Source organism: Streptomyces sp. NPDC005955, from assembly GCF_042871255.1.
GTDB lineage: Bacteria > Actinomycetota > Actinomycetes > Streptomycetales > Streptomycetaceae > Streptomyces.
The window spans coordinates 212080-223821 of record NZ_JBIAIF010000002.1 but is presented as its reverse complement, the minus strand read 5'-3'; the positions used below and the strand labels follow the sequence as shown (position 1 = coordinate 223821).

The window sequence follows — 11742 nt, the reverse complement described above, 5'->3', positions numbered from 1 at the left end:
CCGGGGGATGGGGCGCGTCGCGACGGGTCCCGTGACGGCTCCCGGCCGTAGGGTCGGACCCCCGTGACCGAGGAGGACTTCCGATGCGCAGCGTGACCTACTCGATGAGCGTCTCCCTGGACGGCTACGTCGTCGGGCCGGACGGCACCTTCGACTGGTCGGCCCCCGACCCGGACGTCTTCCGCTTCTGGATCGACGAGATCCGCGGGGTCGACGTCCATCTGCTGGGGCGACGGCTGTACGAGACGATGCTGTACTGGGAGACCGCCGACCAGGACGCCTCGCTCGACGACGCGCAACGCGAATGGACCGCGCTCTGGAACCCGCTCCCCAAGGTGGTGTTCTCCCACACGCTGTCGACGGTGCAGGGCAACGCCCGCTTGGCCGCCGGCGGCCTGGTGGAGGAGATCGAACGGTTGCGCGCCGAGCCGGGGTCGGGCGAGATCGCGATCGGCGGCGCGACGCTCGCGGCGGAGGCTGCCGAGGCGGGCCTGATCGACGAGTACCGGGCCGTGGTCTACCCGGTGCTGGTCGGCGGAGGCATCCCGTTCTTCCCCCGCCACGAACGCCGGGTGGACCTCGAACTGGTCGAGACCCGCACCTTCAACTCACGGTTCGTCTACCTCCGGTACCGCGTGGCCCGCGGGGCTGCGGGGTAGGAGCTGCGGCCGGCCCCGGTCCCTACCGTGAAGCGGCGCTGCCCGACGGCGGGCGACGTGCCGACCTGGCGGCCTGCTCGATCCTCGCGAAGTGGGCCGCCCGGGCTTCCTCGTCGATCTGCCCCTCGTGTTCGGCGCGCAACCCGGTCCGGCCGTCGAGTCCCTCGCGCAGGATGTCGGCGTGCCCGGCGTGCCGGACGGACTCGCCGAGGACATGCACCATGACGGCGAACAGGTTCGTGTCGGCATGGGGCTCCGGCCACCACGGCACCTGGCCGGGCGCGTCGAGGGGGAGTTCGTCGATCGTCGCGTCCGAGTGTTCCCACGTACGACGGTAGAACGCGATGATCTGATCGCGGCTCTCGTCCTCGGTCGCCCACAGGTCGGTGCCGTCGGAGTCCTGCCACCGGGCCAGCGGTTCCGGGGACGGGCGGTCGAAGACCTCGCCGAAGTACCTGGCCTCGACGGTGGCCACGTGTTTGACGAGGCCGAGGAGGTTGGTCCCGGTCACCGTCAAGGGTCGGCGGGCGTCGTACTCGGACAAGCCGTCGAGCTTCCAGAGCAGCGCCTTGCGGTCCCGCCGCAGTCTTCCGTGCAGGTTGTCCTTCGCGAATGCGTCGATCATGCGGCACGAGCTTGCCATGGGCCACGCGTGGAGCGGTAGCGGTCACGCTCCTCCGCTCAGGTCCCGGATCGCGACGATCAGCTCTGCAGCGGTGTGGTTGCCGCGGTAGTGCGGATCGGAAAGCAGGTCGGCGAGGCGGCCCATGCGTTTGCCGATCCACGAGATTCGTTCCTCCCCGGAGAGCGACAGTAGTGGCCGGACGGTCTCGGCCGCGCCCTCCACGTCCCTGAGCAGCGCATGGGCCGTGGCGATGTACACCTGGGCCAACCGTTCGTCCTTCAGGGCCCGTTCTTCAGGTGGCGCTGCTCGCCATGCGGTGATGGCGCTCGTCGCGGAGACGATGGCGCGTCGGGCGTCCTGGTCGCCGTCGAGCCAGATGAGCGACGACCCGGTGTAGTACGACTGCTTCGCGACGCTGAACCCGAACAGTCCGGGGGCGTCCGCGCCCACGTGTTCGCGTGCGTGTTCCGCCAGGTTCAGCGACGCGTAGGCGCCCTGGGCATCGCCCAGGTTGGCGAGGCACTGCGCCTCACCGCACCGCAATCGCGCCTCTCCCGTTCCGTGCCCGGAGCCGGTCCACCGCAACCCGCGCCGCGCGTGCTGCAAGGCCAGCGGGTAGTCACCTTGGAACCGGGCGATGAGTGATTGCGTGCCAGCTGCCCAGGCGGCGAGGTCGAGGTCTCCGGCCCGCTCGGCACAGCGGACGGTGGCCTCGGCGTGCCGCATGGCCTCGGCCGGTGAGCCGAGGTCGAGGAGCGCGTAGGCCAGCACGCCGGAGAGACGCCCCACCGTCGAGTAGAGGTCCGCCAACTCGTCGGGTCGGTAGCGGTTTTCGCGAATGCGCTGCAAAGTCGCGTCCCGCAGCACATGAGCTCTCTCCGCCATGGGCGCGGGCGGCGTGGTGAGGTAGTTGACGGCGGTCTCCACAGCGCCCGCGCGGAGGTCCCCTATCTCCAACTCCTCCAGAGCGCAGAGATGGGTCCTGTCGTAGTGCGTTCGCGCGGCCAGCTCAGCGGGCGAAAGCCCTGATCGAGCACCACGGGTACGTGTTTCCTCGGAGAAGTCGGACACTTCGCCTCCGTCGGCCCGGTGTGTCAGTCGGCGCGAGTACCGCTCACCCGATGCTCCGCAGTGATCCTTCGTACACCTCGCGAGCGATCGCGCTGGTCCGGTAGGGGCGAAGGCGGCGGCTGATGTCTGCTACGAACTTGTCCACCGCACCCGATTGGAGGTCGGGGTGCTTCGAGAGCACCTGGCTCCATGTGCTGCAAGCAAGTTCCAAATGCCCTAGCTCAAGTTGCCGCTCGGCCAACATGGACTGAAAGCGCAGTTCGGTAACCCGTGAGTCGGTTGGTGCCCTCAACTGAAAGTGCAACTTGAGGGATTCCACGCTACCGGTCAAGTCTCCCAACGAGTATCGAACCTGAGCAGTGTGGTACGCCAAAGTGGCTGGAGTGTATCCTCCCAGCTGGACTCGCCCGCTTCCGGCCGAGTCCATTGCCTTTTCCGTTTCTTTGATGCTGCGAAGTGCGGCGGAGCGGTCGCCTGCGAGGGCGAAGCTGTGCGCCTGTTGGCCCGCCATGAAAGCACGCATGAGTGGCCCGCTGTTCGGCGCGGCGGCAGCTGCTGAATTGGCCAGCCGGGTGGCGGTAGGTCCGTGTCCTAGGTCTGCTGCCTGAACCGACATTCCTCGGAGGACATGGCAGTAGGTGAGATAGTCGCTGCTCGCGCCCGCCAGTTCCAGTGCCTTGGTGTAATACGTCTGGGCGAGGCCGTGAAGGCCCTCGTCCACTGCCATCCACCCGGTGATATAGCAGAGGAACGCCGCGGCAGTCGTCATGGACTTGCGGACTTCTTCGGAGGCGTCTGCGCGAAGATAAGGGACGACGGTGTTGGTCAAGAACGCTGCTGCCATCGGACGGGAGGTTCGGCCGCCGCGCTTGTTGTAGATCGCGTTCAATTGGTCGGTCATCTCGGTGACCAACTCGACATCCGACATCCCAATGCGCGTAGTCGCGCCGGACTGTACGGATTCCATTCTTCCTATGACGTCCGGCCAGCCGGGAATGGTCAGCGCGACGGAGAACAGACTCACGGCACCGAGAACGCTACGGCGCCCGGGAAGCATGTCGGCGGTACCCAGGTCGATCAGGGCGTCGACGGTACCTGCGCGCGCAGATGGATTCCCCGAATTGGGGAATCCCGCGTCGGCGTGGGTGATCGGGCGTCGTAGTTTCCGGGCCAGGGCTTCCAGGATGAGGGGGCGCGCGGCTTCCTTCGGCGTGCTGGTGCCGGCGATCCATTGGCTCACGGAGGGTTGTTGGTACTTGGTGGGGGTGCCGCGCTCTGTTCCCACGCGGTTGACTGCCCGCGCGAACTGGCGCGCCGTCCAGCCCGCCTCTGCGTGTAGTCGCGCCAGCCGTTCGTTCGGCGTACGGGTCGTCATGAGTCAACTCCCATGCCCGGAGTAGTACTTATCGCGCTAATACCCTGCTGATGAGTCAACGGTACCGCTCTGCGTGACGCGGCAGTTGCCTAGAGCGAACGCAGAACAGTGTGCGAGACGGGACCGGAAGGGACTTCACAGCAGTCATGACCGATGACTCGCAACGCCAGACCGCCGCCGCGGCTCACGCGGACATTGGGCAGGGGGAGGGCGTGATGCGTGACGAACTCAGAGTCGGTGACCTCGCTTACGACACTCGAAAGGGTGCTCTCGGAGTGGTCATGGACATGGACGCGGGGGCGGAGCCGGTTCGCATCTCACTCCGTCCGCCCCGGGGCGGTGTCGAGTGGGACGTCCACGGCGCCCACGTACGCCGAGCCACCGTTGCGGACCAGCTCCGGCCCGCTCTGACCGAGGTGAACGCGCGTAGTCGAGAGGGCACGACGTGGGGCTGACCAGGCGATTTCGCTACGTCCTGTGGACCCTGAAGTCGGTGGAGTCCCATGGTGCGCGGGCCCATGTCCAGTGTGTCTCCGGGATCCCGAAGTGTGGGGCGGAGCCACCGATCCGGCCGGGTAAGTGGACCCCGGACAACGCCCACGCATGGGCGGAGGACCACATGCGGGCCACCGGTCACCGGCGGTACGACCGGGTCGTCTTCGACACTGTGCAGTGGGATCCGCCCGAGGGCATCGACCCGACGAACCTCGGGGGAGTGACCACATGAGGCGGCACCGGCCACTGATGTGCGGCGCTATCCAGTCGCTGCCGCCGACCCTGGTGCTGGACGCCCTGACCGCGGCGTCCGTGGACGACGAGTCGATCGACGTGATGACGGATCTGCGCTGTGAGGTCGAGAAGGACCACCCGGGGCTCCACGCCGCCGTCGTGCGCCTGCTGTACGGCTCACGCCCCGAGACGGTGTGGACCCAGTGGGTGGACTGGCGGGCCCCGGCCGGGGTTCTCGTCCTGGGAGATTGTCCCGGGGAGAGGCGGGTGCCGTCCGGTAGGGACGACTGGTGCGGTCTGTTCGTCGACCACCCGGGAAGGTGCTCGTTTGACCTGGTCGATCCGGAACACGAGGCGTTCATGGCGGCCAACCCCGCGTACCGGCGCCTGTTCGCAGGAGGTGCCGCCGGCGGGACCCACCCCGAGGGCCCCTCGTCGTGACCGGTCGGTCCGTCGGGCCCGGACAGTACACCCGACAGGAAGGTTCAGAGATGGATCCGTGGATTCTGGGCGAATGTGACCACCAGTGGGTGGGCTGGAGCGGCAAGCTTCGCTGCCGTAAGTGCGGTGCGACGCAGCGCACCTGAGCCGTCAACCGAGGGGGCGCCGTTCCGTGGCGCCCCCTGCCCACCACGAGAGGTGCACCGTGCCCGAACGCTTCCACTGGGACCAACTGCCCGCCGGACTAAGGGCGGTGGTGGAGGGACGAACCGGTGGAGTGACCGGGATCGCACCCGTGGGCGAAGGGCTGAACTGTTCGCTCGCGGTGGTGATCCGCACCCGCGACGAGGGCCCCCTGTTCCTGAAGGGCGTCCGCACCTCCGACCCCGCCGGGTTGGACGGGCTGCGCCACGAGGAGCGGGTCAACGAACTCGTGCGCGGCGTCGGCCCGGCCATCCGGTACCGCTTCGAGTCGGACGGGTGGCGGTGCCTGGCGTTCGCGCACGTCGAGGGGCGGCACGTCGACTACGAGCCCGGGACGGGAGACCTGGACGCGCTCACCCGAACCGCGCGCCGGATGTACGAGCTGCCCGCGCCGGGCGTGGCGCTCCCGCGGTTGGCGGACCGGTTCGCCGCGCACCTGCGTCCCGGCGAGGCGGACGCGCTCCAGGGCGCGCACCTGCTCCACACGGACACCAATCCGCACAACGTCCTGATGGGTGCGTCCGGGGACGCGTACGTCGTGGATTGGGCCATGCCCGCACTCGGGCCCGCATGGGTCGACGCCGCGTACCTGGCCACGTGGTTGATGACCTACGGGCACGCGCCCGAGGACGCGTTGGCGTGGCTGGTCGGCCTCCCGCACTGGCGCGAGGCGGAGCGCACGGCGGTCGAAGCGTTCGTGAACGTGACCTGTCGCAGCTGGACGGCGCAGGTGGGGGAGGAGGACGCGGTGCTCGGCAACGCCCACTTCCGGCATCTGCTCGACGCGACACGGCAGTAGGGGGCCACCCGTCCGCGCGGCCGGGCGTGACATGTGGCGCAATCGGTACCGTCGCGATGGGTTCCCGAGGTGGTACGGACCAAGTAGCTTCGAAGTGTCATGTACACGCGCTAGCGGCGGTGCGCCCCCCACGGCACCCGGCCCGTCCAGCGCCACCCCACAGCGCCACCCCACAGCGGTACCCGCAGGGGAACGGCACAGCGCCACCCCGCAGGGGCACGACACCGCCGCCAGGCACCGCACCCGTCCGAGTCGAACGTTCAGCTGCTCCCGATTCCTCCCACATCGACAAGGGAGAGCCACATGTTCCGCAGACGAACCCCCACCGGAGACACCCCACGCACCAGACGCACCGGCGCGACGAGAGCCACCGGAAGGAGACGCGTACTCGCCCGCCTCCGCGCCACCGCGCACACGGCCGTCCGCACCTGTACCCCCGCCCGGACGGGAACCCGCACGAGCACCCGTCGGCCCCCGCGCAGACTCCTCACGGTCCTCGCCGTACTGGTCCTCCCGCTCGCCTCGATGACCGCACTCGCCAGCCCCGCGCAGGCGGCCGGGACCCTCACCGCCAGCTTCACCACGCAGAACAACGGTTCCTGGTGGAAGGGCACGTACGTCATCCGCAACACCGGCACCGCGCCGGTCACCGGCTGGACGCTCGCCTTCGACCTGCCGGCCGGGGTGTCCGTCAGCGGTCACTACCACGGTGACGCGACGGTCAACGGCAGCAAGGTCACCGTCAAGAACGCGTACTACAACGCCACCATCCCGGCCGGCGGCACCAGCGAACCGTGGAGCTACTGGTTCGTGGCCAACGGCCCCGTCAGCACGCCCACCGGGTGCACCGTCAACGGGGACAAGTGCGACGGCACCCCGGACGTACCGCCCACCGCGCCGGGAACCCCGTCGGCCACCGCCATCACCGCCCGCACCGCCGCGCTGACCTGGCCGGCCGCCAGCGCGGGTGACTACCCGGTGGCCTCGTACGAGGTGGTGAGCGGCACCACCGTGCTGGCCACCTCCGACAGCGTCAGCGCGACCCTCACCGGACTGACCCCGGCGGCGAGCTACACGGTCACCGTCCGGGCGAAGGACAGCCGGGGCAACACCGGGCCGCCCAGCCCGGCGTTCACCTTCCGCACCGTCGATCCGGCGTCCGATCCGACGCCACCGACCGCGCCGGGCAACCTGCGGCTGACGAGCAAGACCGCGTCCACCGCGCTCCTCGCGTGGAACGCCTCCACCGACAACGTGGCCGTCGCCGCGTACGACGTGTACCGGGGCGCCACCCTGGTCAAGACGGTGGCCGGCACGACCGCGACGGTGGAGGGGCTGTCGCCGGCCACCACCTACACCTTCACGGTCAAGGCCCGTGACACCGCGGACAATTCCTCACCGGCGTCCAATGCGCTGAGCGTCACCACCGATGACGTGGCCGGGCCGGGGAACTACTACAAGGTCGGCTACTTCAGCCAATGGGGCATCTACGGACGCCAGTTCTTCATCAAGAACCTCGACACCTCCGGGGCGGCGGCCAAGCTGGACGTCGTCAACTACGCCTTCCAGAACATCGATCCGGTCAACTTCACCTGCCAGGCGGGGGTGACCAAGGGCGTCTCCGGCAACCCGCAGGACCCCAACGAGGGCACCGGCGCGGGTGACGCGGACGCCGACTACGCACGGCCCATGTCCGCGGCCCAGTCCGTGGACGGAGTGGCGGACGACGGCTGGGGCAAGCTGCGCGGCAACTTCAACCAGATCAAGAAGCTGAAGGCCAAGTACCCGCACCTGAAGTTCGTCGTGTCGCTCGGCGGCTGGACGTTCTCCAAGTACTTCGCGGACGCGGCGGCCACCCCGGCGTCACGGGAGAAGTTCGTACGGTCCTGCGTCGACGTCTGGATCAAGGGCAACCTGCCCGTCTACAACGGCGCGGGCGGCCCCGGCACCGGCGCCGGGATCTTCGACGGCATCGACCTCGACTGGGAGTGGCCGGGCGCCGAAGGGCACCCCGGCAACCACTGGAGCGCCGCCGACAAGGCCAACAACACCGCACTGATCGCCGAGTTCCGCAAGCAGCTCGACGCGCTCGGCGGCGAACACCGGCTGCTGACCGCGTTCACGCCCGCCGACCCGGCCAAGATCCAGGCGGGTTGGGACCTGTCGAAGATCTTCGAGCACCTCGACTTCGCCAACGTCCAGGGCTACGACTTCCACGGCGCGGGCAGCGACAACTCCTGGGAGCCGGGCCGCACCGGCCACCAGGCCAACCTGCGCAAGGACGCCCAGGACCCGTACCCCTTCGACTTCAGCATCGAGAAGGCGATCCAGACCTATCTCGACGCGGGGGTCAGTCCACGCAAGCTCACCGTCGGGTTCCCGTTCTACGGTCGCGGCTGGAAGGACGTGGCCAGCGGACCGGCCGGGACCAACGGCGAGTGGCAGACGGCGAACGGCGCGGCGACCGGACAGTTCCCGGAGGAGGCGGGGATCCGCGGGTACCACAACCTGATCAGCAACTATCCGAACATGACCGTCTACCACGACGAACAGTCGGTCTCGACGTACGGGTACACCGGGCCGAACGGTCAGTGGTGGTCGTTCGACGACGCCTGGTCGATCGGGAAGAAGGCCGAGTGGATCAGAGCCAAGGGCCTGCTCGGGGCGATGGTCTGGGAGATGTCGGGTGACACCCCGAACGGCACCCTGATGAACGCCCTGCACACCGGGCTGCCGTAGGGCCCGTCCGGCCCACCACGGGTCCGCCGGCGGTGCCCGGTGCACGCGATCGCGGGTGAGGGTCGCGCAGCACCGGGCGCCGTCCGGCGTGGGGCAGCGAACGGCCCCGCGCCGGTGCGGTTCGCGCGGGGAGCCGCGCCCCCGGCGCACCCTCACCGGGTCACCGACACGCTCGCGTCCGGCGCCTCCGGGGTGTCCGGCCCGTGCGGTGCGGGCGCTGTGGGCGCTGCGTGCGCTGCGTCCGGGAAGTCGGCCGCCCGGACCCGTAGCGCCATGCCGAACTCCGCCCGGCCGCCCACCCGCAGCGCCACCGCCATCAGCGGCACGACGAGCAGCAACAGCAGCGCCCCGAGCACCAGCCCCATCGTCGGGAACCCGGCCCGCTCCACCAGCAGCCCCCCGGTCAGCGGCCCGCACGCGATGCCCAGCGAACTCGCCGCCCCCACCAGCACGGCCCACCGGCCCCGGTCGTCCAGGGCCGCGGCGAGCCCGGTGAGGTAGGCGAGGACGAACGGGTAGCAGGCGTTCCAGCCGATCTCCCCGACCGCGAAGGCCACCGGCCCCTCGGCCCGCGCGGCCAGGGCGATGCAGCAGGCGATCAGCGCCGTGCCCACCCCGATGGGCAGCGCCCGCCCCGGGCGCGCGCCCAGTGCGCCGGCGCCGGCGACGCCGAGCAGTCCCGCCCCCAGCGCCACCGCGAAGACCACGCCGATCGCGACCTCGTCCAGCCCGGCCTGTTCGGCGCCGATCCGGGCGCTGACCCCCCACAGCGCGTTCTGCGCCATCGCCCAGAACACCATCGCGCCCGCCAGCACCGGCCCCGAGTGGCGGTAGGGCAAGGGGTCCGGGTCCGTCGCGCCCGGCGCGGAGTCGGGGCCGGGCGCATCGGTGAGGCGGGCCGTCGCGGGCAGCACCAGGGCGGCGGTCAGCGCGAGCACGGCGAACACCGGGGTGTGGCCGGGTCCGAGCCGCGGGACCGTCAGATACGCGGCGGCGGCCAGCGCGGACAGGCTCAGCAGGCCGAGCGTGCAGGTCCGGTGGGGGTCGCGCTGCCCGGCGATCCCGGCCGAGGCGACCGCGGCGGCGGTGCCCGAGCCGAGACCTCCGGCCAGCGCGCCGAGCCCCGCGTACTCCACGGAGTCCGCGAGGGCGGCGGTGCCGTACCCCGCGAGGGCCAGCAGGAGCCCCGCCCGGGCGGTCCGGCGCGGCCCGTACCGGCCGGCCCGGGAGGCGAGGAGCACCCCCGCGCCGGCCGAGCACAGCAGGAGTCCGCTGCCGAGGGCTCCCGCCCGGGCGGGCGAGAGGGCGAAGGCGTCGCCGAGGCGGGCGACGACGGTGGGGAGGAGGTACGAGGTCAGCTGTCCGGCGGTGTACAGGGCGACGAACGGCGGTGCGGTGGGGGCGGTGCGGCGCAGGTGCACGGGCGCTCCGGTGGGCGTGCGGGCGAGCCCGGAAAGGGGGCGCGCGGGGGGTCGGCCGGGGCGTGCGGGGCCGGTGCGCGCGGACATGTGTATCAATTCGTGCGGGGCCGGTGGGGGAGGCGGGGAAACCTGGCTGATGTGATCTAGGTCACATCATGGTGTTTGGGTGTTTGAGTGGAGGACTCGCGGGTATTTACCGCGGTTTCGCTGAGGTGCCTGGACCCTGCCGCCCCTTCGGGCACACTGGCCTGGACCCGCACCATTCAGGGGAGCGCATCGTGATCACGCACGCCGGACAGCCGCCGCAGGGACCCCGTACGAACGCCGCACCGCGGCCCGCCACCGCCGAGGACGTCCGCACCACCGGGGCCCTCCCGGCCGTGGTCGGCAGCCCGGGCCCGACCCCCGAGCCCGACTCCGCCGAGGCCGCACTGGAACACCGGGACAACGCGACCCGCCCCCGCCCCCGACCCCGGCACGACCCCCTCGCCGCGCTGCGCGCCCCCGACGACCCGCCCTGGGACGTCTACCTCACCGGACCCGTCTTCCTCGACATCATCTTCACCGGACTCGGCTCCGCCCCCGTGCGCGGCACCGAGTCCTGGGCCCGGGGCATGGGCTCCAGCCCCGGCGGCGTCGCCAACATGGCCACCGCCCTGGCCCGACTGGGGCTGCGCACCTCGCTGTCCGCCGCGTTCGGCGACGACCACTACGGCGACTACTGCTGGGACGCCCTCGCCCAGGGCGAGGGGATCGACCTCACCCCCTCCCGCCGGGTCCCCGGCTGGCACTCCCCGGTCACCGTGTCCATGGCCTACGAGGGCGAACGCACCATGGTGTCGCACGCCCACGAGCCGCCCCCGGCCGCCGACGCCGCTGACCCCACCGGTGCCGCTGACCCCACGGGCACCACCGCCCCCGCGTGCCGCGCCCGGGCCGCCGTCGCCTCCCTCGCCCCCGGCACCCGGGACCCCTGGATCAGCGCCGCCGCCCGCACCGGCACCCGGCTCTTCGGTGACGTCGGCTGGGACGACACGGGCCGCTGGGACCTCGACGCGCTGCCCGACCTCGCGCACTGCGAGGCGTTCCTGCCCAACGCCGAGGAGGCCATGCGCTACACCCGCACCGACTGCCCCCGCGCCGCCGCCCACGCCCTGACCGAACGGGTGCCCGTAGCGGTCGTCACCCTCGGTGCCGAAGGCGCCTACGCCGTCGACGGGCGCACCGGGGAGACCGCAGAGGTGCCCGCCATCGAGGTCGAGGCGCTGGACCCGACCGGCGCCGGGGACGTGTTCGTCGCCGGCTTCGTCACCGGCACCCTCGCCGGCTGGCCGCTCGCCGACCGGGTCGCCTTCGCGGGGCTCACCGCCGCGCTCTCCGTCCAGGACTTCGGCGGCTCGCTCTCCGCGCCCGGCTGGACGGAGGTCGCCGCCTGGTGGCGCCAGGTGCGCGGCTACGGCCCGCAGAACCCGGCCGCCCTCGCCCGGTACGCCTTCCTCGACGCCCTGGAACCCCCGCTGCCCGCCACCGCCCGGCCCTGGCCGCTGCGCCGGGCGGTCCCCACCATCGGGTTCCGCAGCACGCCCTGACGGTCCGGTGCGGGTACCGGGAAAAGGGCTCGGTCCCCGCACGGGGTGCGTCGTACCCTGGGCAACAGAGGCGCCTCGCCCCGAGGCGTC

The 11742-nt window shown here is 71.1% G+C and carries 9 protein-coding genes; 5 read left to right on the top strand and 4 right to left on the bottom strand.

Annotated features, from left to right (window positions below):
* Positions 1-83 precede the first annotated feature (83 nt).
* Positions 84-659, top strand: a complete 576-nt coding sequence (locus ACFYOU_RS06370) for a dihydrofolate reductase family protein (RefSeq protein WP_389763023.1) — start codon at positions 84-86, stop codon at positions 657-659.
* 22 nt (positions 660-681) lie between these two features.
* Here ACFYOU_RS06370 and ACFYOU_RS06365 read toward each other — a convergent pair whose 3' ends face one another.
* From ACFYOU_RS06365 to ACFYOU_RS06355, 3 genes are all read right to left on the bottom strand, one after another.
* Positions 682-1284, bottom strand: coding sequence for a DUF664 domain-containing protein (locus ACFYOU_RS06365; protein WP_391303911.1), 603 nt, complete (start codon positions 1282-1284; stop codon positions 682-684).
* A 42-nt stretch (positions 1285-1326) separates the two neighbouring features.
* Positions 1327-2241, bottom strand: coding sequence for a hypothetical protein (locus tag ACFYOU_RS06360; RefSeq protein ID WP_391303910.1), 915 nt, complete (start codon positions 2239-2241; stop codon positions 1327-1329).
* A gap of 157 nt (positions 2242-2398) precedes the next feature.
* The gene (locus tag ACFYOU_RS06355; RefSeq protein ID WP_391303909.1) at positions 2399-3730 is read right to left on the bottom strand and encodes a tol-pal system YbgF family protein; all 1332 of its coding nucleotides are present in this window, start codon (positions 3728-3730) and stop codon (positions 2399-2401) included.
* A 723-nt stretch (positions 3731-4453) separates the two neighbouring features.
* Between ACFYOU_RS06355 and ACFYOU_RS06350 the strand changes: the two genes are divergently transcribed.
* The 3 genes from ACFYOU_RS06350 (at position 4454) to ACFYOU_RS06340 (ending at position 8642) form a co-directional block, all read left to right on the top strand.
* Entirely contained in the window at positions 4454-4900 is a 447-nt protein-coding gene (locus tag ACFYOU_RS06350; RefSeq protein WP_391303908.1) for a hypothetical protein, read from the top strand.
* A gap of 205 nt (positions 4901-5105) precedes the next feature.
* Positions 5106-5903, top strand: a complete 798-nt coding sequence (locus ACFYOU_RS06345; protein WP_391303907.1) for a phosphotransferase — start codon at positions 5106-5108, stop codon at positions 5901-5903.
* Between the two features lie 525 nt (positions 5904-6428).
* Positions 6429-8642 (top strand): glycosyl hydrolase family 18 protein, encoded by a 2214-nt coding sequence (locus tag ACFYOU_RS06340; RefSeq protein WP_391304216.1) that lies wholly within the window; start codon positions 6429-6431, stop codon positions 8640-8642.
* A 152-nt stretch (positions 8643-8794) separates the two neighbouring features.
* Here ACFYOU_RS06340 and ACFYOU_RS06335 read toward each other — a convergent pair whose 3' ends face one another.
* Positions 8795-10150 (bottom strand): MFS transporter, encoded by a 1356-nt coding sequence (locus ACFYOU_RS06335; RefSeq protein ID WP_391303906.1) that lies wholly within the window; start codon positions 10148-10150, stop codon positions 8795-8797.
* A gap of 344 nt (positions 10151-10494) precedes the next feature.
* Here ACFYOU_RS06335 and ACFYOU_RS06330 point away from each other — a divergent pair, with 344 nt between their 5' ends.
* The gene (locus tag ACFYOU_RS06330; RefSeq protein ID WP_391304215.1) at positions 10495-11652 is read left to right on the top strand and encodes a PfkB family carbohydrate kinase; all 1158 of its coding nucleotides are present in this window, start codon (positions 10495-10497) and stop codon (positions 11650-11652) included.
* Positions 11653-11742 lie beyond the last annotated feature (90 nt).

Coding starts and splice junctions, on each gene's coding strand:
- ACFYOU_RS06355 (WP_391303909.1), bottom strand. CDS start 3,730: ATGACGACCCGTACGCCGAACGAACGGCTGGCGCGACTACACGCAGAG.
- ACFYOU_RS06340 (WP_391304216.1), top strand. CDS start 6,429: ATGACCGCACTCGCCAGCCCCGCGCAGGCGGCCGGGACCCTCACCGCC.
- ACFYOU_RS06365 (WP_391303911.1), bottom strand. CDS start 1,284: ATGATCGACGCATTCGCGAAGGACAACCTGCACGGAAGACTGCGGCGG.
- ACFYOU_RS06370 (WP_389763023.1), top strand. CDS start 84: ATGCGCAGCGTGACCTACTCGATGAGCGTCTCCCTGGACGGCTACGTC.
- ACFYOU_RS06335 (WP_391303906.1), bottom strand. CDS start 10,150: ATGTCCGCGCGCACCGGCCCCGCACGCCCCGGCCGACCCCCCGCGCGC.
- ACFYOU_RS06350 (WP_391303908.1), top strand. CDS start 4,454: ATGAGGCGGCACCGGCCACTGATGTGCGGCGCTATCCAGTCGCTGCCG.